We start from the raw sequence: 22,667 nt of genomic DNA, 5'->3' as shown, positions 1-22,667 counted from the left end.
CAACGTCGTCGCCGCCTCGATCCTTCCGCCGGGTCAGCCGCCGGTGAAGGAGCGGATGCCGACGAGGTCGACGACGAAGACCAGCGTGGCGCCGGGCTTGATCACGCCGCCGGCGCCGCGGTCGCCGTAGGCCTTGTGCGGCGGGATGGTGAGCCGGCGGCGGCCGCCGACCTTCATGCCGACGATGCCCTCGTCCCAGCCCTGGATGACCATGCCGACGCCCACGCGGAACTCCAGCGGGTCGCCCCGGTCCCAGGAGGCGTCGAACTGCTCGCCACCCTCGTGGGTGACGCCGACGTAGTGGCAGCTCACCAGGTCGCCGGCCTTGGCCTCGGGGCCGTCGCCGACGACGAGGTCCTCGATCACCAGGTCGTCGGGCGCCGGCCCGGTGGGCGGCTCGACGTCCGGTCGGGTCAGCTCGGCCACGGTTCTCCCTCCCGCGCCGGGGCTGTCCCGGCGTCGTCACCCCCCATCCAAGCAGCGGCCGGGCCGGGCGGCTCCTCCGCGGCCGTCGGGGCGCCGACGTCGAGGGGGTGGGCGATCTCGTCGGCGGGGAGGCGCGCGGCCCAGATGGCGACGACGGCGAACACCGGCGGGGCGAGACCGGCCACCAGGAAGGCACCGGAGCGCCCGACCAGCTCGGCCAGCGGCGCCGCGAGCGCCATGGACAGCGGCATGAGGCTCAGCGAGACGAAGAAGTCGAGGCTGGAGACCCGCCCCAGCAGCTCGCCCGGCACCCGGCGCTGCAGCAGCGTGCCCCAGATGACCATGCCGGCCTGCGAGGTGCCGCCGACCACGGCCGCCGCCGCGAGCATGACGACGAGGTCGGTGGTGAAGCCGAACGCGACCAGCGGGATGCAGCCCAGCCCCCACAGCAGGGTCATCACCGTCAGGTAGCGGCGCGGCAGCCGCCACGAGGCGACCAGCAGCGAGCCCAGCGCCCCGCCGAAGCCGAAGGCGACCAGCACCCAGGCGTGCTGGCGGGCCCCGCCGCCGGCGTCGGCGATGGCGAACGGGACGAGCACCTCGAACGGGCCGATGAAGGCCAGCAGCATGAAGGCGGCGAACAGCAGCGTCGCGAGCAGCCACGGGGTGGCGACCATGTAGCGCACGCCCTCGCGGACGTCGGCGAGCAGGCCGGGCCGCGGGTCGCCGTCGCCCGCCGGCGGGCGGCGCACCGGGGTGCTGGGCAGGGCCCACAGGAAGGCGGCGGCGAGGAAGGCGGTCGCGGCGGTGACCGCCAGCGCCGCGCCCGGGGACCACGCGGCGACGAGGAAGCCGGCCGCCGCGGGCCCGGCCGCCTGGCCCAGCACGGGGCGGACCGCGCCCTCCAGCCCGTTGACCGCGAGCAGGTCCTCCTCGGGCACGAGGGCGGGCACCAGCGCCGAGTAGGCGGGGTAGAACATCCCCAGGGCGACGCCATCGACGAGCGAGACCAGCGCGAGCTGCCACAGCTCGAGCACGCCGGTGAGCGACAGCGCGGCCGCCACGGAGACCGCGCCGCCCTGCAGCAGCGCGACGACCAGCAGCAGCCGCCGCTGGGGTACCCGGTCGGCCAGCGCCCCGCCGAGCAGCGTCGTCACCAGCATGCCGCCGGAGCTGAGCGCGGCGACCAGGGACAACGCCCCCGGGCCACCGTCGAGGCCGAGGACCTGCCAGACCATGGCGATCGCCCACAGCCCCTGGGTGAGCAGCGACAGCGCCATCGCAGCCGCCAGCAACCGGTAGGAGGTGTGCCGGAGCGGCGCCAGGGCGCGCGGCAGCGTCACAGGTCACCTCCCGGGGTCGGGGCCCATCCTGGACGACGGGTGCGACAGATCCCCACCCGGTTTCCGGCCGGCGCGACGAACCGGTGCCCGAGGGGCGCCCGCGCCGCTACGGTCGGCGGGCATGATCGACCACCTGGGCCTGCAGTGCGCCGACGCCGAGGCGGCGGCCTCCTTCTACCAGCGCGTCTTCGCGACCTGCGGCGTCCGCGAGGCGATGCGCATCGACACCCCGCACGGGCCGGTGATCGGCCTGGCGGGGCCCGACGGGCAGCCGCAGCTGTGGACGAGCCCCGCCGAGGACACCGGCCACCGCCCGGTGCACCTGGCGCTGGCGGCACCCTCGCGCGCGGCCGTCGACGAGGTGTTCGCCGCGGCGCGGGCGGCGGGCGCGGAGATCCTGCACGAGCCGCGGGAGTGGCCCGAGTACCACCCGGGCTACTACGGCGTCTTCTTCCGGGATCCCGACGGCAACAACGTGGAGGCCGTGCACCACGGGTTCCCGGCACCCTGACCGTGCGGCGGGCCGCCCGGCGTGCTGGGCTGGGCACATGCCCGTCGAGCAGCCCCCGTGGTGGACCCGTGCCGTCGTCTACCAGGTCTACCCGCGCTCGTTCGCCGACTCCGACGGCGACGGCATCGGCGACCTCGGCGGGATCCTGCTGCACGTCGACCACCTGGCCGACCTCGGCGTCGACGTCCTGTGGCTCTCGCCGGTCTACCCCTCGCCGCAGGCCGACAACGGCTACGACATCAGCGACTACCAGGACATCGATCCGCTCTTCGGCACCCTGGAGCAGCTCGACGAGCTGATCGAGGCACTCCACGCCCGCGGCATCAAGCTGGTGATGGACCTGGTGGTCAACCACACCAGCGACCAGCACCCGTGGTTCGTCGAGTCCCGCTCGTCGAAGGACTCGCCCAAGCGCGACTGGTACTGGTGGCGGCCGCCGCGGCGCGGCATGGCACCGGGCGCCCCGGGCGCGGAGCCGACGAACTGGCAGTCGTTCTTCTCCGGCCCGACCTGGGAGCTCGACGAGGCCAGCGACGAGTACTACCTGCACCTGTTCGACCGCCGGCAGCCCGACCTCAACTGGGAGAACCCGGAGGTCCGGCAGGCGGTGTACGAGATGATGCGGTGGTGGCTCGACCGCGGGGTCGACGGCTTCCGCATGGACGTCATCAACATGATCAGCAAGGACGTCGGACCGGCCGGCGAGCTGCACGACGGGCCCCCGCTGCCCGGCTCGTCGCTGGGTGACGGCTCGGCGTCCTACCTGTGCGGGCCGCGGATCCACGAGTTCCTGCAGGAGATGCACCGGGAGGTATTCGCCGGGCGCTCCGAGAAGCTGCTGACCGTCGGCGAGATGCCCGGCGTGACCGTCGAGCAGGCCCGGCTGTTCACCGACCCGGCCCGCGGCGAGGTGGACATGGTCTTCCAGTTCGAGCACGTGGGGCTGGACCACGGGACGTCGAAGTGGGACGTCCACCCGCTGCGGATGCGCGACCTCAAGGCCTCGTTCGGCCGCTGGCAGGCCGGCCTGGCCGAGGTGGGGTGGAACTCCCTCTACTGGGACAACCACGACCAGCCGCGGGCGGTGTCCCGGTTCGGCGACGACTCACCGCAGTACCGCCGCGACTCGGCGACCTGCCTCGCCACCCTGCTGCACCTGCACCGGGGGACGCCGTACGTCTACCAGGGCCAGGAGATCGGGATGGCGAACTACCCGTTCACCTCGCTGGAGGAGTTCGCCGACGTCGAGTCGCTCAACCACCACGTGCACGCCGTCTCCGCCGGCCACGACCCGGCGGAGGTGCTGGCCGCGCTGCGGTGCATGAGCCGGGACAACGCCCGCACGCCGGTGCAGTGGGACGCCTCGCCGCACGCCGGCTTCACCACCGGGACGCCGTGGCTGGCGGTGAACCCCGACCACGTGGAGTGGAACGTGGCGGCACAGCGGGACGACGACACCTCGGTGCTCGCCCACTACCGGCGGCTCATCGCGCTGCGCCACACCGACGACGTCGTCGCCCTGGGCGACTTCACCATGCTGCTGCCCGACCACGACGAGGTGTACGCGTTCACCCGCTCGCTGGGCGGCGTCGAGCTGCTCGTCGTCTGCAACCTGTCGCGGACGCCGTACCGGTTGGCCGAGCTGCTGCCCGAGGCGCCGGCCGCCGAGCTGGTGCTGGGCAACATGGCCGACGACGACCCCGCCGAGCTGCGCCCCTGGGAGGCCCGCGTCCTGCGCCTGCCGTGAGCCACCAACCGCCCGGCGCTCCTTACGGTGTACGGGTCGATCCCCCGCGGACAGGTGGTCCATGGCACCCCGTACCGACGCTCCCGCCCGCTCGGCGCTGACCCGCCGGCGGGTGCTGCAGGCTGCCGTCGACCTCGCCGACCGCGAGGGCCTCGCCGCGCTGACCATGCGGCGGCTGGCCCAGGAGCTCGGGGTCGAGGCCATGTCGCTGTACCACCACGTCGCCAACAAGGAGGCCGTCCTCGACGGCGTCGTCGAGGTGGTGATCGGCGAGATCGTCGCCGCCGTGGACGGCGTCGGCCCGGACCCGGCGGAGGACTGGCGGGCGGCGCTGCGGGCCCGCGTCCTCACGGCTCGCCAGGTGCTGCTGCGGCACCCCTGGGCGCCGGCGGTCATCGAGACGCGGACCGCCATGGACGCCGAGATCGTCGGCTACTACGACGGGCTGCTCGGCATCCTGCGGGCGGGCGGCTTCTCCTACGACCTGGCCCACCACGCCATGCACGCGCTCGGTTCCCGGGCCCTGGGCTTCACCCGCGAGCTGTTCACCCCGGCCGATCCGGAGACCGGTGGGCAGGAGGCGATGGCGATGCTCGAGCAGCTGGCCGACCGGTACCCGCACCTGGCCGGCATGCTCGCCGACACCGTCCACGAGGACGAGGGGGTCCTCGGCTGGTGCGACGACCAGGCCGAGTTCGAGTTCGCCCTGGATCTCCTCCTCGACGGGCTCGACCGGCGCGTCGGCCACAGCTGAGGTCGGTGGCCGACGGCCTGGACACGTCCGCGCCGGCTCGCTACCTTACGGCGTAAGGGATCCTTACACCGTAAGGGAGATGCCATGGGTGCCATCCGGATCGGCGCAGCGCTGCTCCTGCTGCTGACCGCACTGTTCGTGCAGTCCTTCCGCGCGAAGTGGGGGCCCGTCCAACGCGCCGTCCGCAGGTTCAACCGCGACGTCACGAACCCCCGCCAGCTGGAGACGGCCGGGCAGCCCGGTGCGTACGCGTCGGTAGTGCACCACCGCGGCCGGGTGAGCGGTGCCGCCTACCGGACGCCGGCCGTCGCGGTGCCGACCGACGACGGCTTCCTGTTCGCCCTGCCCTACGGCCCGGGCGCCGACTGGGTGCGCAACGTGCTGGCGGCCGGCAGCGCCACCGTCGAGCACGAGGGCCGGTCGGTGCCGGTGCAGCGGCCGCGCCTGGTTCCGGCAGACGAGGGGAACCGGTTCTTCCCGCCCGGTGACCAGCGGATGCACCGGCTCTTCGGCGTCGTCGACTTCCTCCGGGTATCGGAGGCCGGCCGGTGACGACGGCGCAGCTGCACGGCGAGCGGCGGGAGCTGGACCGCCGCGCGGGCCTCGTCGCCGGCACCGCACTCCTGCTGATGGCGGCGCTGGCGGCCGTCGGCTACGGCGCCGCCGTGGAGGGTCTGGTGACGCCCGGCGATCCGGGGCGGACCGCCACCGACGTCCTCGCCGCCGAAGGTCTGTTCCGCGCCGGCATCCTGTGCCTGATCGGGGTGGCCGTCCTCGACGTCGTCGTCGCCTGGGCGCTCCACCAGGTGTTCGCGCCGGTCGACGCCCGGCTGTCCCTGCTGGCCGCGGTCTGCCGGCTGGTGTACACCGCCGTGTTCCTCGTCGCGATCGGCCACCTGGCGGCCGCGGCGAACCTGCTCGCCACCGATGCCGTCCTCGGCGCAGCGGAGATCGACCGGTTCGACGCCATCTGGAACACCGGCCTGCTGCTGTTCGGCGTCCATCTGGTGCTCGTCGGGGTGCTGGCCCACCGGTGGCGCGCCGCACCGCGGGGGCTGGGCGTGCTCCTGGTCGTGGCCGGCCTGGGCTACGCGTTCGACAGCGCCGGGGCGGTGCTCTCGGCGGGGTCCTGGCCGACCGTCGCGCAGTTCACCTTCCTCGGCGAGGTCCTGCTGGCGCTGTGGCTCCTGTGGCGCGGCCGACGTGCGGCCCGGGCAGCAACCGGCCCCGGGCCAGGCGCACCGCTGGCACGATGACGGCGTGGACACGTTCGCGGAGATCGCCGGCGAGCGCCGCGAGCTGGCCGCCCTCCTGTCGGGGCTGACCGGTGAGCAGCAGGCGACGCCGAGCCTCTGCAGCGCGTGGACCGTGCACGACGTGGTCGCGCACCTGGTCGTGCCCCTGGAGGTGAGCACCCCGAAGTTCGTGCTGGCGATGCTCGCGTGCCGGGGGAACTTCGACCGGGCGAACGTCCGGGTGACCCGCGAGCAGGCGCGCCGGCCCTTCGGCGAGCTCGTCGAGGTGCTGCACCGGAAGGCCGGCGCGCGGTTCACCCCGCCCGGGGCAGGCCCCGAGGCGCCCCTCACCGACCTCCTCGTGCACGGCCTGGACATCCGCTGGCCGCTGGGCATCGCGCGCGACGTCCCCGAGGAGCGCCTGCGGACGTCCCTGACCTTGGTGGCCGACGGTGGCTTCGTCCGCAAGGGCACGCTGGACGGTCTGCGGTTCGAGGCGGACGACCTCGACTGGGCGCACGGCACCGGCCCCGCCGTCCGCGGGAACGCCGATGCGCTCCTGCTCGCGATGACCGGCCGCCCGGCCGCGCTCGACCACCTCGACGGCGACGGCGTACCGGTCCTGCGCGTCCGGCTGGGGCAACCGTCCGGGCGCCGGGACGGGGAGGAGCGCAGACCGTCCGAGCGATGACCGCAGGCCCTAGGCTGCCGGCGTCCCGGAGGAGAGGACCGCGCATGGCCTACGACGTCGCACTGGCAGACCGCGTCCGCGACGCGCTCCCCGCGGAGAAGGCCGTCCGCGAGGTGAAGATGTTCGGCGGCCTCGCGTTCATGGTCGGCGAGAAGATGGTGGCCTGCGTCTCGGCCGGCGGCGGCGACCTGCTGGTGCGCGTCTCCCGCGGCCGCGATGCCGATTGCCTCGAGGTGGCCGGGGCCCACCGGGCCGAGATGGGCGCCGGCCGGTCGATGGGCGAGGGGTGGATCGCCGTCGACGGGGCCGCCCTCGCCGCGGACGAGGACCTGCACTTCTGGATCGACGCCGTCCTGGAGCACAACGCCGAGCAGGCTGCAGCCCGCTGACCGGGCGGGCTCCCGCCCCACCCCACCCGCCTAAGCTCCTCACCTCGTGGGCCGGGTCGTCGAAGCAGTGCTCCCGGCGCGCATGGGGACGCCGTTCCGCTGGCTGGTCGGCTCCTCCTGGGTGACCAACCTCGGCGACGGCATCGCGCTGGCCGCCGGGCCGCTGCTGGTGGCGTCCCAGACCAGCGACCCCTTCCTCGTCGCGCTCGCCGCCCTGCTGCAGCGGCTGCCCTGGCTGCTGTTCGGCCTCTACGCCGGGGTGCTCGCCGACCGGGTGGACCGCCGGCTGCTGGTGATCGCCGTCGACGTGGCGCGCGCCGTCGTCCTCGGCGTCCTGACGCTCGCCCTCGTCACCGGCCGAGCGGGCATCGCGGTGGTCCTCGCCGCGATGTTCCTGCTGGGCACCGCCGAGGTCTTCGCCGACACGACCTCCGGGACGCTGCTGCCGATGGTCGTCGACCGCGCCGACCTCGGCGTCGGCAACGCCCGGATGATGGCCGGTGCGCTGACCATGAACCAGATGGCCGGTCCGGCGCTGGGCGCGGTGCTGTTCGCGGCGGGCTCGGCCTGGCCGTTCCTGGTGCAGGGCCTGTGCGTGGCGCTCGGCGCGCTGCTGCTGGTGCGCATGGCGCTGCCCCCGCTCCCCCGCGCGCCGGGCGGGCGGCACGTCGGCCGGGAGATCGTCGAGGGGCTGCGCTGGACGTGGGGCAACGGCCCGGTGCGCACGCTGACGATCACGATCGTCACCTTCAACGTCACCTACGGCGCCGCGTGGTCGGTGCTGGTGCTCTACGCGACCGACCGGCTGGGGCTCGGCGCGATCGGGTTCGGGCTGCTGACCACGGTGACGGCGGTGGGGGGCCTGCTCGGCACCGCGTCCTACGACTGGCTGGCCCGGCGCGCCGACCTCGCCCTGCTCATGCGCGTCGGGCTGGTCATCGAGACCCTCACGCACCTGGGCCTGGCGCTGACCACGGTCCCGTGGGTCGCGGCGACGATCCTGTTCGTCTTCGGCGCGCACCTCTTCGTCTGGGGGACGACGTCACGGACCATCCGCATGCGGGCGGTGCCCACGGAGCTGCAGGGCCGGGTGGGCAGCCTCTACTACATCGGCGTGTTCGGCGGGATCGTCGCCGGCCAGGCGCTCGGCGGCGTCATCGCCAAGGTCTGCGGCATCACCGGGCCGTTCTGGTTCGCCTTCGTCGGCTCGGCGGTGATCCTCGCGCTCATCTGGCGCGAGCTGGCCCACGTCGCGCACGCCGACGAGGCCGCGCCCACGGGCTGACCACGAGCTCGGCCGCGGCAGCGCGTCCCCGCCCGCCGTGGTGCAATGCCAGGTCCGGGAGGACGACCTCCCGGCGACGGACGGGACGGTGATGCAGCACTCCAGCTCCCGGTCCGGCGACGGGTCCGGGCACCGCCGCTCCTGGTGGGGGGCGGCGCGCCGCACCTGGGCCCGGCACCCCCGGATCGGCCTCGCGGTGCGAGCCGCCGTCGCGGCCACGCTCGCCTGGTGGCTGGCCCTCCTGGTCCCCGGCCCCCTCTCGGACTACCCGTACTACGCCCCGCTCGGCGCGGTCATCGCCACCACCGCGTCCACCCTGGCCGGCTCGGTCCGCTCGTCGGTGCAGACGGTCGCCGCCATCGCGCTGGGTGCCGGGGTCGCCCTGGTCGGCGACGTGCTGATCGGCCAGCGGCTGGTCACCCTCGCCGTCGTCATCGCCGTCAGCGTCGTGCTCTCCGGGTGGGAGTGGCTGGGCAGCGCCAGCAGCTGGCTGTCCACGGCCGCGTTGTTCATCCTGCTCTTCGGCAACGAGAACACGACGGCGTACGTGCTCGGCTACCTCGGGCTCACCTTCATGGGGGCGCTCGTCGGCCTCGCCGTGACCGCCGCCTTCCCGCCGCTTCCCCTGGCACCGGCGGAACAGACGCTCGCGACCCTGCGGGACGCCCTCGCCGGGCAGCTGGACGACCTGGTCGACGGGTTGCGGCAGGACCACCCACCCACGCAGGACGAGTGGCGCGGCCGGATCCGCACGCTCGACCCGCTGCTGGCCCACATGCGCGACGCCGTCCGCCTGACCGACGAGGCCCGCCGGGGCAACCGCCGCGCGACCCGGTACCGGGAGGCGGCCGACCGTCAGTACCGGCAGGCCCGGGCGCTCGAGCGCCTGACGCTGCTCGTCGAGGACCTCACCCAGCTGATCGCCGAGACCGAGCTCGCCGATCTGGAGACGGTCCCGCTGGGGCCGCGGCTGCGACCTCCGGCATCCCGGGCCCTGGCCGCCCTGGCGGACGTGCTCCGCTCGGTCGGCGGCGCGACGGCCGACCCCGAGGCCGTCCGCCGGGCCGATGCCGCGCTTGCCGAGTTCACCACCGAGCTGCGCCGCGCCCGGGCCACCACCGACGACGACCTGCTCGACGCCGGAAACATCGCCGGGGCCGTCCGCCGGTCGCTGGAGTCCGTCCGCCCGGCGGGCGATGCTTGACCCTCGACCCGGTCGAGGCCCGAGGGTCCGGGGCGTGGAGGAACGCATGCGGGGGATCGGCCGGATGGCGCGCGACTCGGGCCTGACGGTGAGCGCCCTGCGGTTCTACGACGGCGCCGGCGTGCTCGTGCCGGCCCGCGTGGACCCGTGCAGCGGCTACCGCTGGTACAGCGACGAGCAGGTCGTCGTCGCCCGGCTCGTCGCCCGGCTGCGGCGGGTGGCCATGCCGCTCGCCGAGATCCGCCGGGTGGTCGAGCACCGGGACGACCCGGCCGTCGCCGATGTCGTCCTCGAGGCGCACCTGCGGCGCCTGGAGGACGGGCTGGCCGACGCCCGCCGCGAGCTCTTCCACGCCCGATCCCTACTGGCCCAGGAGAGCCTCATGACCAGCATCCGCAGCACGACCGCGACCTTCCTCGACGCCCTGCGGGGCGTGCGCTTCGCCGTCGGCCGCGACCCCGAACTCCCGGCGCTCACCGGCGTGCTCCTCGACGCCGACGCCGACGACGTCCGCCTGGTGGCCACCGACCGCTACCGCCTGGCGGTGCGAACCCTGGCCGACGCCGCCGTGGAGGGCCCGGCCGTCAGCGCCGTCCTCCCCGTGGCGCTGGTCGACGAGGCGCTGCTGACCCTGACGCCCGACGACGGCCCCCTGACCGTCTCGGTGGACGGCGCGGACGTCGTCCTCGCGGCCGGCGACAGGTCGGTGCGCGGGCGCCGCGTGGACGCCGACTTCCCCGACTACCGCCGGATCGTGCGGGCGTCGGGCAGCTCCCGGGTCGAGGTCGACGTCGCGCGGTTCCGCGAGCAGCTGGCCGCCGCCCCGATCCGGACGGTGCGCAGCCCGGAGGACGGCACCGAGCACGCCGCCACCGTGCTGAGCCTCGGCGACGTCGAGGTGGGCGTGAACCGCGAGTTCCTGCTCCAGGCCCTGGACGCCGAGGACGCCGGCCAGCTGGTGCTCGACCTCGACGGGCCGATCGCGCCGCTGGTCATGCGGGCACCGGGCCGGTCCGGCGACCTCAGCATGCTGATGCCGATCGCGCTGGACTGATCTAGCGCCGCTGTGCGCTGATCGGGGTCTTGGGCAGCTCATCACCCCGATCAGCGCACAGTCGCGGGGCCGGCTCAGCCCAGCGGCGAGCGGGGGAGCAGCCGGTCGCTGATGATCCGCTTCTGGATCTCGCTGGTGCCCTCGAAGATCGTGGTCAGCCGGGCGTCCCGCCAGTGCCGCTCCACCTGCCGCTCGGTGGTGTAGCCGTTCCCGCCGTGCAGCTGCATGGCCTGGTTGGTCACCCGCACCGACATCTCGGTGGCCTCCAGCTTCACCATCGACGCCTCCTTGTGCACCGGCAGCCCCAGGTCGAGCAGGTGGGCGACCTGGCGGTAGAAGGCACGCGACTGCTCGATCTGCGCCGCCATCTCCGCGACGGCGAAGCGCAGCGCCTGGAAGTCGCCGATCGGGTGACCGAACTGCTCGCGCTCCTGCAGGTAGCGGATGCAGTCCTCCAGCGCCGCGCGCGCCAGCCCCACGGCCCGGGCCGCGGTGTGCACCCGGGCGGTGTTGAGGAACTTCTGCGCCTCGGCGAATCCCGCCTGCTTCGCGGCGTCCCCCTCCTCGGCGCTCTCCTCCTGGGCGGCCTTCGCCTGGTCGATCACGTTCTCCCGGGGGATCCGGACGCCGTCGAAGGTGAGGTCCCAGGTGAGGAAGCCGTGGTAGCCGATCTTGTCGATCGGGGAGCCGGACAGGCCCTCGGGGAACTCCCCGCGCTCCTTCTCCAGCAGCAGGTTGATCAGCCCGGCCGAGCGCGACTCCCCCGGCTCCGGGTCGCGCTCGCGCACCAGGACCTGGATGAAGTCGGCGGCCTTGGCGTTGCCGCACCAGCGCTTGCGGCCGGTGACGACCCACTCGTCGCCGTCGAGCACCGCCCGGGTGGAGACGCCGGCGAGGTCGGAGCCGGCGTCGGGCTCCGAGAGCGCGATCGCGCCGATCCACTCCCCCCGGGCGCTACGGCCCAGCAGCTCGTGCCGCCGGTCGGCGTCGAGGACCGCCGTCCCCAGACCCTGGGAGCGGGCCAGGATGCTCGCCGTCGACATCCAGGCGCGGGCCAGCTCCTCGCTGACCATGCAGTACTCGAAGACGCCGAGGCCCAGTCCGCCCTGCTCCGCGGGCACGGTGATGCCGAAGTAGCCCAGCTCGGCCAGCCGCGCCAGCAGGGACGCCGGGATCTCGCCCTTCTGCGGGTCGAGCTCGTTCGCGACCGGCAGCACCTCCTCCATCGCGAACCGGCGCGCCTGCTCCTGCAGCGCCTCCCGCTCCGGGGTGTGCCACGGCGGCAGCAGCACCGGCGGCTGCGGCTCGCGGATCTCGTCGGTGCTGGTCATGGCGCGTCCTCCTCGTCGAGGGCGGTGATCACTCCACCTTGGCGGCTGCCTGTTCCCCCGGCACGCCGTCGTCACCCGCGAGGTGAGCAGCCTCACGGGTGGGTCACGTCGTGGCGGCGGTGTAGCGGGCCGCGAGAACGCGCAGCCGCTCGACGAGCTCCGGCGGCTCGAGCACCCGGAAGTCCAGGTCGAGCAGCGAGATGTACACGGCCATCGTCTCGAAGCTGTCCGCCCCCGTCACGAGCGTGCTGGTGCGCGCGTCGACCGGCTCGACGACGCCGACGGCCGGGTTGATGCGGGCACGCACCTCGGCGGCCGGCGCCAGCACGGTGATCCGGGCGTGGACGGCCCACCCCTCCGAGGCCACCGCCCGCATGACGTAGGCGCGCAGGTCCTCGGTGGGCAGGGGCTCCGGGGTGAACCGCCGGCCGGTGCGGGGGCCGAGGGCCAGGCGGTCGACCCGGAACACCCGCCAGCGGCCGCTCTCCGGCTCGCGACCCAGCAGGTACCACCGGCGCTCCCAGCTGACGAGCCGGTACGGCTCGACGAGCACGCGGACGCCGTCGTGCTCGAAGCGCAGCCACTCCACGTCCCGGATCGCCGCCGCCACCGCGGTGAGCACGGTCGGGTCGACCGGCGGATCCTCCTCGGGCGTGCCCGCGTCGTCGGCGATCTGGGTGGTGGCCGCCGTCAGGCTGCCGACCTGGCGGCGCAGTCGTGCGGGCAGCACCTGCTCGAGCTTCGCCAGTGCCCGCGCGCTGGTCTCCGCGACGCGCTCGATCGCGCTCGCCGACGCAGCCCGCAGGCCGAGCGCGAGGGCGACGGCCTCGTCGTCGTCGAGCAGCAGCGGCGGGAGCGATGCGCCGGCCCCCAGCCGGTAGCGCCCCAGCGAGCCGCGGGTGGCCTCCACGGGATAGCCGAGGGTGCGCAGTCGCTCCACGTCGTTGCGGACGGTCCGCGTCGTCACCCCCAGACGGTCCGCGAGGTCCGGCCCCGACCAGGCCGGCCGGGCCTGCAGCAGGGCGAGCAGGGCCAGCAGGCGGGCCGACGTCTCGAGCACCGGAGAATCCTCGCACCAACAGGAACGAACCGTTCCTGTTGGCCTCCTAGGTTCGTCCCATGACCTCCACGACGGACACTCCGACCACCTCCTCCACCGGCATCCGGCCGTTCCGGGTCGAGATCCCGCAGGCCGACCTCGACGACCTCCTCGCCCGGCTGGGGCGCACCCGCTTCCCGGCACCCGCCCCGGGCGACGACTGGACCTACGGCGTCCCGAACAGCTACCTGGTCGACGTCGTCGAGCAGTGGCGCACCGCGTACGACTGGCGTGCGGCGGAGGCGCGGATGAACGAGTTCCCGCACTTCCTCACCGATATCGACGGCCAGACGATCCACTTCCTGCACGTTCCGTCGGTGGAGGCCGGCGCCACCCCGTTGCTGCTGCTGCACAGCTACCCGGGCTCCTTCGTCGACTTCCTCGAGCTCATCCGCCCGCTGACCGATCCGGTCGCCCACGGCGGTGCGGCCGAGGACGCCTTCTCCGTGGTGGTGCCCTCGATGCCGGGGTTCGCCTTCAGCACCCCGGTCACGGACCGCGGCTGGACCACGGCCCGCGTCGCCCGCACCTACGACTCCCTCATGCGACGGCTCGGCTACGACAGCTACGGCGCGCACGGCAGCGACACCGGGGCGATGGTCGCCCGCGAACTCGGCCTGCTCGAGCCGGCGGGCTTCCTCGGCGCCCACGTCCTGCAGCTGTTCTCGTTCCCCTCGGGCGACCCGGCCGAGTTCGAGAAGCTCGAGCCGAAGGACCACGCGGCGCTGGAGCACCTGCAGTGGTTCCAGTCGGTCGGCGGCTACAACGCGCTCAACGCCTCGCGCCCGCAGACCGTCGCCGCCGCGTTGTCGGACTCCCCCGTCGGGCAGCTCGCGTGGAACGAGCTCTTCCAGTCCTTCGGCAACGGCACGAGCCTCGTCACCACCGAGCAGATCCTCACCGAGGTCACCCTCGAGTGGCTCACGAACACCTCGGCGAGCGTCGGCCGGTACCACTACGAGGAGGCCCACGCGCAGCGCGAGCCGGCCGTCAACCACTCGCCCGTCGGCGTCGCGGTCTTCTCCGACGACTTCAAGAGCATCCGCGCCTTCGCCGAGCGGGACAACGACGCCATCGTCCACTGGAGCGAGTTCGAGGGCGGGGGGCACTACGCGGCGCTCGAACGGCCGGACGTCCTCGCCGGCGACATCCGGGCCTTCTTCGCCACGCTGGCGCGCACCGCCCGCTGACCGCCGGGCGGTCGGTGCGGCTAGTGCGTGCGGTCCCTCGCCAGCCGGATGAAGTGCTCGACCAGCGCGGCGTCGTCGACGGTGCCGGTGTTCACGGCCTTCGCCGGGTCCACGCCCTGGAACAGCCGCTTGAGCGGCACCTCCAGCCGCTTGCCGGTGCGGGTGTGCGGCACGCCGGGGACGGCGATGACCTCGTCGGGCACGTGGCGCGGGCTGGCCGTCGTCCGGATCTCCTCCCGGAGCCGCCCCACGAGCTCGTCGGTCAGCTCCTCCCCCGGGGCGAGCTGCACGAACAGCGGCATCCAGTAGCCGCCCTCGGGCAGCTCGACCCCGAGCACGACGCAGTCGACGACCTCGGGGAAGGCCTCGACGGCGGCGTAGATGTCCGCGGTGCCCATGCGCACCCCGCCGCGGTTGAGCGTGGAGTCCGACCGGCCGGTGATGATGCAGGTGCCGCGCTCGGTGATCTCCAGCCAGTCGCCGTGCCGCCACACCCCGGGCCACGGCTCGAAGTACGCCGCCCGGTACCGCGCGCCGTCCGGGTCGTTCCAGAAGTACAGCGGCATTGAGGGCATCGGCTCGGTGACCACCAGCTCCCCCAGCTCGCCGACCACCGGCTCGCCCTGCTCGTTCCACGACTCCACGGCCACACCCAGCATGGGCCGCTGCAGCTCGCCCACCGTGACCGGGAGCAGCGGTGAGCTCCCGATGAAACCGGTGGCGACGTCGGTGCCACCGGACGCGGAGACCAGCTGCAGGTCCGTGCCCACGGCGTCGTAGACCCAGCGGTAGGAGGCCTCGGGCAGGGGGGAGCCGGTGCAGCCGAGCACGCGCAGCGCGGAGAGGTCGTGGTCGTCGCCGGGGCGGACGCCGGCCTTCTGGCAGGCGCCCAGGTACCCGGGGCTGGTGCCCAGCAGGGTGATCCCGACCTTCGCGGCGAGGGCGAACTGCGCGTCCACGGTCGGGTAGGCGGGCGCTCCGTCGTGGAGCACCGCCGTGGCGCCCGACAGCAGCGAGGAGGCGACGACGTTCCACATCATCCAGGCGGTGGAGGTGTACCAGTAGAAGCGGGCGCCCGGCGCCAGGTCCTGGTGCAGCAGCCCCCACTTGAGGTGCTCCAGCACCACCCCGCCGTGACCGTGCACGATCCCCTTGGGGAGCCCGGTCGTGCCCGACGAGTAGACGATCCACAGCGGCGCGTCGAACGGCGTCGGCTCGAACGCCGGGTCCTGCCGGTCGGCGACGGCGTCGGCCCAGGGCAGGGCGCCGTCGGGCACCTCGTCGGGGAAGAGCCGGGGGACGGCGATCGTCGTCCGCACCGTGGGCAGCGCCTCGCGCAGCTGCGCCACCACCTCACGCCGGTCGTGCGCTCGCCCGTTGAACCGGTATCCGTCGACGGCGACCAGCACGGTGGGCTCGATCTGGGCGAACCGGTCGAGGACGGCGCGGGTGCCGAAGTCGGGCGCGCAGGACGACCAGACGGCCCCGACCGCGGCCGCGCCGAGGAAGGCGACGATCGTCTCGGGGACGTTGGGCAGATAGCCGGCGACCCGGTCGCCGGGACGGACGCCGAGGCGGCGCAGCGTGGCGGCGAAGGCCCCCACCTGGCCACGGAGTTCGGCCCACGGGATCTCGACGGGCTCGGTGTCCTCCGCGACGGCGATCAGCGCGGGCCGGTCGTCGGCGGCCTGGCGGAACACCTGCTCGGCGTAGTTGACCGCCGTCCCCGGGAACCAGACCGCGCCCGGCATCTCGCGGGGGGTGAGCACCTGGTCATCGGGGACGTCGAGCACGCCGGTCCAGCGGGCGAGGTCACCCCAGAACTGGTCGAGGTGCTCGATCGACCACCGCCACAGGGCGTCGTAGTCGACCGGGTCACCGAAGGAGAGGCCGCGGCGCTGCGCCACCCAGCCGGCGAAGGCGGCGCTCCGGGTGCCGGCGATCGACGCGGCGGTGGGCCGCCAGAGGATCTCGGGGATCTCGCTCACGCCCGCACCATGCCATCCTGGACGCCCGCCGACCACGCCCACCCGAGGAGGGCCCGTGCTGCCCGACCCCGCCGGCGAGCGGAACGTCCTCGGTGGGCCGCTGGAGCCCTGCGGCACGGACCCGGTCACCGGCTTCTACCGCGACGGGCACTGCCGCAGCGGCCCCGACGACCTCGGCCGGCACACGGTCTGCACCGTCGTCTCCACCGAGTTCCTGGCGGTGCAGCGGGAGCTGGGCAACGACCTCAGCACCCCGCGCCCGGAATACGGCTTCCCCGGGCTGCGGCCGAGCGATCGCTGGTGCGTGGTCGCCACCCGCTGGCTGCAGGCCTACCAGGCGGGTGCGGCGGCGGGGGTCGTGCTGGCCGCCACCAACGCCGGCGCCCTGGAGGTCGTGCCGCTGGAGGCGTTGCGCCGCTACGCCGTCGACGTCCCGGACGACGCCAGCGGTCTGGGCTGAACCGCCGGGCTCAGCCCCCGGACCCTCCACCGCCCAGCATCCAGCTGTGCTTGTTGACCGCGCCGCGCGCGTCCGGGCCGTCCGTCCGGTCGCGGTCGAGGCGGCCGTCGGGCAGCTCGTCGCGCCACTCCTCCTGCCGCGGCCCGCGCCGGACGTAGAGGGTTGCGGCGACCACCACCAGCACCGCCGCCGTGATCAGCAGCCACTCCACGGGACCTCCTCGTGCCGGACACCCGCCACCCTAGGCGCCGCGGTGGGGGCCGGCCTGGAATGAACCCTCGGCCGGCGGCGCTGCGGCCGGGCATGAGCGACCTCCTCGACACGCCCGTGACCACGCTGCAGGGCGCCGCCACGACGCTGCGGGAGCTGACCGCCGGCGGCCCGGCGCTGGTCGTCAACGTGGCCAGCCGCTGCGGCCTGACCCCGCAGTACACCGCGCTGGAGGCGCTGCACGAGGAGTACCGCGACCGCGGCTTCACCGTCGTGGGCGTGCCCTGCAACCAGTTCATGGGGCAGGAGCCCGGCACCGCCGAGGAGATCGAGCAGTTCTGCTCGGCCACCTACGGCGTCACCTTCCCGCTGACGGAGAAGGCCGAGGTGAACGGCCCGGGCGCGCACCCGCTCTTCCGGCAGCTCACCGCCGTGCCCGACGTGGACGGGCAGGACGGCGATGTCGCCTGGAACTTCGAGAAGTGGGTGCTCAGCGGCCAGGGCGAGGTGGTGGCCCGCTTCCGGCCGCGCACCGAGCCCGACGCCCCCGAGGTCCGGGCCGCCATCGAGTCGGTCCTGCCGGTCTGACGCCGGCCCCTCACCCCAGGCTCGTGGTCGCGACCCCGGCCGCACGGTGCTGGGACCGCGGCCCCAGCACTGGGGCGGCGCGGTCGGGCGGGAGCGCCTAGGTTCGCGCCATGGCCGATCTGCGCTTCTGGTTCGACCCGGTCTGCCCGTTCGCCTGGATGACGAGCAAGTGGGTCCGGCAGGTGAGCGCGCAGCGGGAGTACGCCGTCGAGTGGCGGTTCATCTCGCTGCGGCTGCTCAACGCCCACGTCGACTACGCCAGCCACTTCCCGCCCGAGTACGAGGCCGGGCACACGTCGGGTCTGCGCCTGCTGCGGGTCGCCGCCCGCACCCGCGCCGAGCACGGCCCCGAGGCCGTCGGCCCGCTCTACGCGGCGCTCGGCGCACGCGTCTTCGAGCAGCCCGCTAGCCCGGGCGACGAGGCGCGGCGCGGCACCCGGGAGTTCGCCGAGCCGGCGCTCGCCGAGGCGGGGCTGCCCACGGCGCTCGCCGATGCCGTGGACGACGACAGCTGGGACGCGCAGATCCAGGCGGAGACCGACGAGGCGCTCGGGCTCGCCGGCAAGGACGTCGGGACGCCGATCCTGCACTTCCGGCCCCCCGAGGGCGTGGCGTTCTTCGGGCCGGTCATCAGCCGGCTGCCCGCCGAGGACGAGGCCGTCGCGCTGTGGGACCACGTCGTGGGGCTCGCTTCGTTCCCCGGCTTCGCCGAGCTGAAGCGCAGCCTGCGCGAGCGCCCCCAGCTGCCGGCCTTCGGCGTGCAGGCCGGCGAGATCGGCCGGCAGGAGGACTGGCACGGCGGGAGCCGCCGGCAGAAGCGCTGAGCTGTCGCGGCCCCATGCGGGAGTGGCGGGATCGACCGAGCGAGCTAAGGTAAGCCTTATCTGACCACGCCGTCCGTCCCGGGAGCTGCTCGTGGCCACCACGGTCGACGTCCCGGCCCGGGACTCGGCACGACCTCCGGCACCGCCGGCGCGCGGCCGACGGCTGGGCACGCTGGCCCTGCTGCTGGTGCTGGTCGTCGCCGCCGCGCTGGCCAGCATCGCGGTCGGCACGCGCTCCATCGGCCTCGCCGACGTGTGGCGGTCGCTGCTCGACTCGGCGCTGGGTTCCGAGGAGGCGGTGATCGTCCGGCAGCTGCGGGTCCCCCGCACGGTGCTGGGGCTCATGGTCGGTGCGGCGCTGGGCGTGGCCGGGGCCCTGATGCAGGGACACACCCGCAACCCGCTGGGCGACCCCGGGCTGCTCGGCGTGACCGCCGGCGCCAGCCTCGCCGTCGTGCTGGCCATCGCCGCGCTGGGCATCCGGACGCCCGGTGACTACGTCTGGTTCGCCTTCGCCGGCGCCCTGGTCGGCACGGTCCTGGTCTACGCGATCGGCTCGGCCGGGCGCGGCGGGGCCACACCGGTCACCCTGGCGCTCGCGGGGGCCGCGCTGTCGGCGCTGTTCTTCGCCCTGGTGCGCGCCGTCGTCGTCACCGACGAGCAGACCCTGGACAGCTTCCGGTTCTGGGTGGTCGGCTCGCTGGCCGGCCGCGGGGCCGACATCGCCTGGCAGGTGGGCCCGTTCATCGCGGCCGGGGTGGTGCTCGCCCTGGCCAACGCCCCGGCGCTGAACCTGCTCGGGCTCGGTGAGGACGTCGCCCGCGGCCTGGGCCAGCGCGTCTGGCAGGCGCGGACGATCGGCCTGGCCGCCATCACCCTGCTGGCCGGCGCCGCGACCGCCGCCTGCGGGCCGATCGCCTTCGTCGGCCTGGTCGTGCCGCACGTCGTCCGCGCGCTCACCGGCCCCGACCACCGGTGGCTGATCCCCTGCTCCGGCCTCCTGGGCGCCGCGCTGCTGCTGGCCGCCGACGTGATCGGCCGCGTCGTGGCCCGCCCGGGGGAGCTGCAGGTCGGCATCGTCCTGGCGCTCATCGGGGCGCCGTTCTTCGTCGCGCTCGTGCGACGTCGCCGGACGGTCACCCTGTGACCGCCACCGCCCCGGCCCGCCCGCGGCCCGCGCCGACCACCCGCCCCCCGCTGCGCAGCGGCACGCCCGTGCGCGTGGGCCCGGTCTCGGCGATCGTCCGCTGGCGCGACGTCGTCGTGCCGGTGGCCGCGCTGGCCGCGCTGGTGCTGGTCTCGGCCCTGAGCATGGGGCGCGGCGACTACCCGATCGGCGTCGGCGAGGTGCTGCGGACGCTGGTCGGCCTGGGCGAGCAGACGCAGGAGTTCATCGTCCTGCAGCTGCGCGCCCCGCGGGTCGTCGTCGGCGCGCTGGTCGGGCTGGCCCTCGGGGTCTCCGGCGCGCTCTTCCAGACCTTCGCCCGCAACCCGCTCGCCTCCCCCGACACCCTGGGCATCACCAGCGGCGCCTCGGTGGGGGCGGTGGCGGCCATCGTGCTCACCAGCGGCACCTCCACCGGCGAGGTACTGGGCGGTCTCGGCGTTCCCCTGGCCGCGCTGCTGGGCGGCCTGGTCACCGGCGTGCTGCTGTTCGTGCTGGCCTGGCGGGCGGGGATCGACGGGTACCGGCTGGTCCTCATCGGCATCGCGCTGTGGTCGGTCGGCGCCGCGCTGGTCGACTGGCTGCTCACCCGCGCCGAGATCTACGACGCCGCGTCGGCGTACGTGTGGATCACCGGCTCGCTCAACGCCCGCACCTGGAACGACGCGCTGCCCCTCGCCGTCGCCGTCGCCGTGCTGCTCCCGCCGGCGCTCGCCGCCGGCCGGGCGCTGGGGGTCATGCAGTTCGGCGACGACACCGCGCGCGGGCTCGGCGTGCGGCTGGCCGGGGCGCAGACCGCGGTCGTGCTGCTCGCGGTGGGCCTCGTCGGCTTCGCGGTCTCGGCCGCCGGGCCGATCACGTTCGTGGCCCTGGTCGTGCCGCAGATCGCGGTGCGGCTGACCCGCGGCTCGCGCCCGCCGCTGCTGACCTCGGGGCTGCTCGGCGCGCTGCTCGTGGTGGCCGCCGACCTGGTGACCCGGACGATGCTCCCCCAGGCCCTGCCGGTCGGCATCCTCACCGCCGCGATCGGCGCTCCCTACCTGCTCTGGCTCCTGGTCCGTGGAAGGCGGCGAGCGACAGCATGACGATCCACCCGGGTACCGAGCTCCTGCACCGGGCGGAGCCCGCCGCCCCACCGGCACCCGTGCGGCTGGCGGCGGAGGAGCTCCGGCTGGCCTACGACGACCAGGTCGTCGTGGACGGGCTCGACCTCGCGCTGACCGAGGGCTCCTTCACCGCGATCGTGGGTCCGAACGGCTGTGGCAAGTCCACGCTGCTGCGCGCGCTCGGCCGGCTGCTGCGCCCGGCGTCGGGCCAGGTACTGCTGGACGGCCGGTCGATCGCCCGCACGCCGACCCGCGAGGTGGCGAAGGTGCTCGGCCTGCTGCCGCAGACGCCGGTGGCCCCCGAGGGGCTCAGCGTCGGCGACCTGGTGGCCCGCGGGCGGCACCCGCACCAGACGTGGCTGCGCCAGTGGTCGCGCGACGACGAGGCCCTGGTGGCCGAGGCGCTGTCCTGGACGGGCATGGCCGAGCTCGCCGACCGCCCGGTCGACGCGCTCTCCGGCGGCCAGCGGCAGCGGGCCTGGATCTCGATGGCGCTGGCGCAGGGCACCGACCTGCTGCTGCTCGACGAGCCCACCACCTACCTCGACCTCTCCCACCAGATCGACGTCCTGGACCTGGTGGGCCGGCTGCACGCCGAGCGGGGCCGGACGGTCGTGGTCGTGCTGCACGACCTCAACCTCGCCGCCCGGTACGCCCAGCGGCTGGTGGCGATGAAGGACGGTGCGCTCGTCGCCTCGGGCACCCCGCACGAGGTGCTCACCGAGCACCTCCTCGCCGAGGTGTTCGACCTCGAGGCCCGGGTGCTCCCCGACCCGGTGACGGGGACGCCGATGGTCGTGCCGGTGCGCCGCCTGCGGTGACCCGCCTTCCCTCCGGGACTTAGGGCAGGCTAACCTTCCCTCGATCGGGATGATCATGCATCCCCGCACCCGAGGGAGTCCCCTTGCACCGCACCTCTCGCCGCCTGCTCGGCGGCTTCCTGGCCCTGGGCACGGCCGTCGGCCTCAGCGCCTGCGGGTCCGAGGACACGGACACCGACGCGGGCGCCGGTACGGAGCCGACCGCCTCCGGCGAGGCCTGGGAGTACACCGACGCCCTGGACAACACCGTCGAGCTGGACGAGACGCCGACCCGGATCGCCGGCCTCAACGACGTCATGGCCTCGCTGTGGAACTACGGCGTCGAGCCGGTGGCCACCTTCGGCCAGACCTCCGCGGCCGACGACGTCGCGTTCGAGGGGCGCGACCTCTCCGACGTCGAGATCGTGGGCGAGACCTACGGGCAGATCGACCTCGAGCAGCTGGCCGCGGCCGACCCCGACCTGATCATCACCTCGGTCTACCCGGTGGACTCGGCGGGGACGCTGGACCCGTCGTCGCCGCCGTACGGCATCGAGTCGCCCGAGCAGCTCGAGCAGCTCGAGCAGATCGCCCCCGTCGTCGCCATCGCCTACCGCGGGTCGGCCGCCGACGTCATGGAGGAGGTGGCCGACCTCGCCGAGAGCCTGGGCGCGGACTCCGGCACCATCGAGTCGGCCCGCGCCGAGTACGAGGAGGCCGCGGCGGCGCTCACCGAGGCCGGCGAGAAGGGCCTCAGCGTCCTGCCGGTCTACGCCACCCCCTCGGAGGGCTGGTGGATGGGGAAGGCCGAGGACGACCCGGCCCTGCGCCTCTACTCCGACCTCGGCGTCGACTTCGTCGACCTGGGCGAGGAGGGCTACTTCTGGAAGCCGGTGGGCTGGGAGCAGGTGCCCGACTACCCCAGCGACGTGCTCCTGTACTCGCTGCGCGGGGGGATGACCCCCGAGGAGATGGCCACCCAGCCGACCGCCGCCCGGCTGCCGGCCCTCCAGGCCGACCAGGCCTACCCGTGGAAGTACATCGGCATGGACTACGCCGCCCAGGCCGAGTACATGCAGGAGCTGGCCGACTGGCTGACCGAGGCCGAGGACGTCACGCCCTGACGCACCGCCCCACTGCCGAGATCACGTGATCTCGGCGCAGCACGGCCCCGGGGGGGGGGGGGGGGGGGGGGGGGGGGGGGGGGGGGGGGGGGGGGGGGGGGGGGGGGGGGGGGGGGGGGGGGGGGGGGGGGGGGGGGGGGGGG

The 22,667-nt window shown here is 74.5% G+C and carries 24 protein-coding genes; 18 read left to right on the top strand and 6 right to left on the bottom strand.

Annotated features, from left to right (window positions below; translation table 11 throughout):
- Positions 1 to 33: 33 nt before the first annotated feature.
- Both ACI8AP_RS14550 and ACI8AP_RS14545 read right to left on the bottom strand, forming a co-directional pair.
- On the bottom strand, positions 34 to 426 hold the full coding sequence (locus tag ACI8AP_RS14550) for an FKBP-type peptidyl-prolyl cis-trans isomerase (RefSeq protein ID WP_456590068.1): 393 nt from the start codon (positions 424 to 426) through the stop codon (positions 34 to 36).
- Positions 414 to 1,769, bottom strand: coding sequence for an MFS transporter (locus ACI8AP_RS14545; protein WP_456590067.1), 1,356 nt, complete (start codon positions 1,767 to 1,769; stop codon positions 414 to 416). Before ACI8AP_RS14545 ends, ACI8AP_RS14550 begins: the two co-directional genes overlap by 13 nt.
- 121 nt (positions 1,770 to 1,890) lie before the next feature.
- Between ACI8AP_RS14545 and ACI8AP_RS14540 the strand changes: the two genes are divergently transcribed.
- From ACI8AP_RS14540 to ACI8AP_RS14495, 10 genes are all read left to right on the top strand, one after another.
- Positions 1,891 to 2,280, top strand: coding sequence for a VOC family protein (locus tag ACI8AP_RS14540; protein ID WP_456590066.1), 390 nt, complete (start codon positions 1,891 to 1,893; stop codon positions 2,278 to 2,280).
- 37 nt (positions 2,281 to 2,317) lie between these two features.
- Positions 2,318 to 4,027 (top strand): glycoside hydrolase family 13 protein, encoded by a 1,710-nt coding sequence (locus tag ACI8AP_RS14535; protein WP_456590065.1) that lies wholly within the window; start codon positions 2,318 to 2,320, stop codon positions 4,025 to 4,027.
- Between the two features lie 61 nt (positions 4,028 to 4,088).
- Complete coding sequence (locus ACI8AP_RS14530) at positions 4,089 to 4,781, top strand: TetR/AcrR family transcriptional regulator C-terminal domain-containing protein (RefSeq protein ID WP_456590064.1); 693 nt, start codon at positions 4,089 to 4,091, stop codon at positions 4,779 to 4,781.
- Positions 4,782 to 4,865: 84 nt separating this feature from the next.
- Positions 4,866 to 5,333 (top strand): nitroreductase family deazaflavin-dependent oxidoreductase, encoded by a 468-nt coding sequence (locus ACI8AP_RS14525; protein ID WP_456590063.1) that lies wholly within the window; start codon positions 4,866 to 4,868, stop codon positions 5,331 to 5,333.
- Positions 5,330 to 6,037, top strand: coding sequence for a DUF4386 domain-containing protein (locus ACI8AP_RS14520; protein WP_456590062.1), 708 nt, complete (start codon positions 5,330 to 5,332; stop codon positions 6,035 to 6,037). Before ACI8AP_RS14525 ends, ACI8AP_RS14520 begins: the two co-directional genes overlap by 4 nt.
- A gap of 4 nt (positions 6,038 to 6,041) precedes the next feature.
- Entirely contained in the window at positions 6,042 to 6,707 is a 666-nt protein-coding gene (locus ACI8AP_RS14515; protein ID WP_456590061.1) for a maleylpyruvate isomerase family mycothiol-dependent enzyme, read from the top strand.
- A 44-nt stretch (positions 6,708 to 6,751) separates the two neighbouring features.
- On the top strand, positions 6,752 to 7,096 hold the full coding sequence (locus ACI8AP_RS14510) for a TfoX/Sxy family protein (RefSeq protein ID WP_456590060.1): 345 nt from the start codon (positions 6,752 to 6,754) through the stop codon (positions 7,094 to 7,096).
- Positions 7,097 to 7,142: 46 nt separating this feature from the next.
- Positions 7,143 to 8,381, top strand: coding sequence for an MFS transporter (locus ACI8AP_RS14505; protein WP_456590059.1), 1,239 nt, complete (start codon positions 7,143 to 7,145; stop codon positions 8,379 to 8,381).
- A 91-nt stretch (positions 8,382 to 8,472) separates the two neighbouring features.
- Positions 8,473 to 9,585, top strand: coding sequence for an FUSC family protein (locus tag ACI8AP_RS14500; RefSeq protein WP_456590058.1), 1,113 nt, complete (start codon positions 8,473 to 8,475; stop codon positions 9,583 to 9,585).
- Positions 9,586 to 9,619: 34 nt separating this feature from the next.
- On the top strand, positions 9,620 to 10,639 hold the full coding sequence (locus ACI8AP_RS14495) for a DNA polymerase III subunit beta family protein (protein WP_456590057.1): 1,020 nt from the start codon (positions 9,620 to 9,622) through the stop codon (positions 10,637 to 10,639).
- Positions 10,640 to 10,713: 74 nt separating this feature from the next.
- Here ACI8AP_RS14495 and ACI8AP_RS14490 read toward each other — a convergent pair whose 3' ends face one another.
- Together ACI8AP_RS14490 and ACI8AP_RS14485 are read right to left on the bottom strand one after the other, a co-directional pair.
- Positions 10,714 to 11,970 (bottom strand): acyl-CoA dehydrogenase family protein, encoded by a 1,257-nt coding sequence (locus ACI8AP_RS14490; protein WP_456590056.1) that lies wholly within the window; start codon positions 11,968 to 11,970, stop codon positions 10,714 to 10,716.
- Positions 11,971 to 12,073: 103 nt separating this feature from the next.
- A complete protein-coding gene (locus ACI8AP_RS14485; protein WP_456590055.1) occupies positions 12,074 to 13,030 on the bottom strand; it encodes a helix-turn-helix transcriptional regulator in 957 nt (318 codons plus the stop codon).
- 59 nt (positions 13,031 to 13,089) lie between these two features.
- On the opposite strand from ACI8AP_RS14485, the gene ACI8AP_RS14480 reads away from it, so the two are divergent.
- Positions 13,090 to 14,259, top strand: coding sequence for an epoxide hydrolase family protein (locus tag ACI8AP_RS14480; protein ID WP_456590054.1), 1,170 nt, complete (start codon positions 13,090 to 13,092; stop codon positions 14,257 to 14,259).
- Positions 14,260 to 14,279: 20 nt separating this feature from the next.
- Here ACI8AP_RS14480 and ACI8AP_RS14475 read toward each other — a convergent pair whose 3' ends face one another.
- Complete coding sequence (locus tag ACI8AP_RS14475) at positions 14,280 to 16,247, bottom strand: acetoacetate--CoA ligase (protein WP_456590053.1); 1,968 nt, start codon at positions 16,245 to 16,247, stop codon at positions 14,280 to 14,282.
- A gap of 55 nt (positions 16,248 to 16,302) precedes the next feature.
- Between ACI8AP_RS14475 and ACI8AP_RS14470 the strand changes: the two genes are divergently transcribed.
- Entirely contained in the window at positions 16,303 to 16,707 is a 405-nt protein-coding gene (locus ACI8AP_RS14470) for a DUF2237 family protein (RefSeq protein ID WP_456590052.1), read from the top strand.
- Positions 16,708 to 16,717: 10 nt separating this feature from the next.
- Here ACI8AP_RS14470 and ACI8AP_RS14465 read toward each other — a convergent pair whose 3' ends face one another.
- Entirely contained in the window at positions 16,718 to 16,918 is a 201-nt protein-coding gene (locus tag ACI8AP_RS14465; RefSeq protein WP_456590051.1) for a hypothetical protein, read from the bottom strand.
- A gap of 92 nt (positions 16,919 to 17,010) precedes the next feature.
- On the opposite strand from ACI8AP_RS14465, the gene ACI8AP_RS14460 reads away from it, so the two are divergent.
- From ACI8AP_RS14460 to ACI8AP_RS14435, 6 genes are all read left to right on the top strand, one after another.
- Positions 17,011 to 17,505 carry a glutathione peroxidase gene (locus ACI8AP_RS14460; protein ID WP_456590050.1) on the top strand — a complete coding sequence of 165 codons (495 nt, stop codon included), beginning with the start codon at positions 17,011 to 17,013 and terminating at the stop codon, positions 17,503 to 17,505.
- 110 nt (positions 17,506 to 17,615) lie between these two features.
- Positions 17,616 to 18,329, top strand: a complete 714-nt coding sequence (locus tag ACI8AP_RS14455) for a mycothiol-dependent nitroreductase Rv2466c family protein (protein ID WP_456590049.1) — start codon at positions 17,616 to 17,618, stop codon at positions 18,327 to 18,329.
- 91 nt (positions 18,330 to 18,420) lie between these two features.
- Positions 18,421 to 19,476, top strand: coding sequence for a FecCD family ABC transporter permease (locus ACI8AP_RS14450; protein WP_456590048.1), 1,056 nt, complete (start codon positions 18,421 to 18,423; stop codon positions 19,474 to 19,476).
- Entirely contained in the window at positions 19,473 to 20,579 is a 1,107-nt protein-coding gene (locus ACI8AP_RS14445; protein WP_456590047.1) for a FecCD family ABC transporter permease, read from the top strand. Before ACI8AP_RS14450 ends, ACI8AP_RS14445 begins: the two co-directional genes overlap by 4 nt.
- On the top strand, positions 20,576 to 21,421 hold the full coding sequence (locus ACI8AP_RS14440) for an ABC transporter ATP-binding protein (RefSeq protein WP_456590046.1): 846 nt from the start codon (positions 20,576 to 20,578) through the stop codon (positions 21,419 to 21,421). The genes ACI8AP_RS14445 and ACI8AP_RS14440 overlap by 4 nt, the downstream gene beginning before the upstream one ends.
- A gap of 83 nt (positions 21,422 to 21,504) precedes the next feature.
- Positions 21,505 to 22,524 carry an ABC transporter substrate-binding protein gene (locus ACI8AP_RS14435; RefSeq protein WP_456590045.1) on the top strand — a complete coding sequence of 340 codons (1,020 nt, stop codon included), beginning with the start codon at positions 21,505 to 21,507 and terminating at the stop codon, positions 22,522 to 22,524.
- The last annotated feature ends 143 nt before the right edge of the window (positions 22,525 to 22,667 follow it).

This window comes from Blastococcus sp. SYSU DS1021 (assembly GCF_054050995.1).
The sequence above is the reverse complement of the archived record's forward strand: the minus strand, read 5'-3'. Positions and strand labels throughout refer to the sequence as shown.

Bases quoted from the DNA above. Each gene is read 5' to 3' on its own strand.
- ACI8AP_RS14530 (WP_456590064.1), top strand. From the start codon at position 4,089: ATGGCACCCCGTACCGACGCTCCCGCCCGCTCGGCGCTGACCCGCCGG.
- ACI8AP_RS14455 (WP_456590049.1), top strand. From the start codon at position 17,616: ATGGCCGATCTGCGCTTCTGGTTCGACCCGGTCTGCCCGTTCGCCTGG.
- ACI8AP_RS14525 (WP_456590063.1), top strand. From the start codon at position 4,866: ATGGGTGCCATCCGGATCGGCGCAGCGCTGCTCCTGCTGCTGACCGCA.
- ACI8AP_RS14510 (WP_456590060.1), top strand. From the start codon at position 6,752: ATGGCCTACGACGTCGCACTGGCAGACCGCGTCCGCGACGCGCTCCCC.
- ACI8AP_RS14440 (WP_456590046.1), top strand. From the start codon at position 20,576: ATGACGATCCACCCGGGTACCGAGCTCCTGCACCGGGCGGAGCCCGCC.
- ACI8AP_RS14480 (WP_456590054.1), top strand. From the start codon at position 13,090: ATGACCTCCACGACGGACACTCCGACCACCTCCTCCACCGGCATCCGG.
- ACI8AP_RS14490 (WP_456590056.1), bottom strand. From the start codon at position 11,970: ATGACCAGCACCGACGAGATCCGCGAGCCGCAGCCGCCGGTGCTGCTG.
- ACI8AP_RS14500 (WP_456590058.1), top strand. From the start codon at position 8,473: ATGCAGCACTCCAGCTCCCGGTCCGGCGACGGGTCCGGGCACCGCCGC.
- ACI8AP_RS14460 (WP_456590050.1), top strand. From the start codon at position 17,011: ATGAGCGACCTCCTCGACACGCCCGTGACCACGCTGCAGGGCGCCGCC.
- ACI8AP_RS14535 (WP_456590065.1), top strand. From the start codon at position 2,318: ATGCCCGTCGAGCAGCCCCCGTGGTGGACCCGTGCCGTCGTCTACCAG.
- ACI8AP_RS14540 (WP_456590066.1), top strand. From the start codon at position 1,891: ATGATCGACCACCTGGGCCTGCAGTGCGCCGACGCCGAGGCGGCGGCC.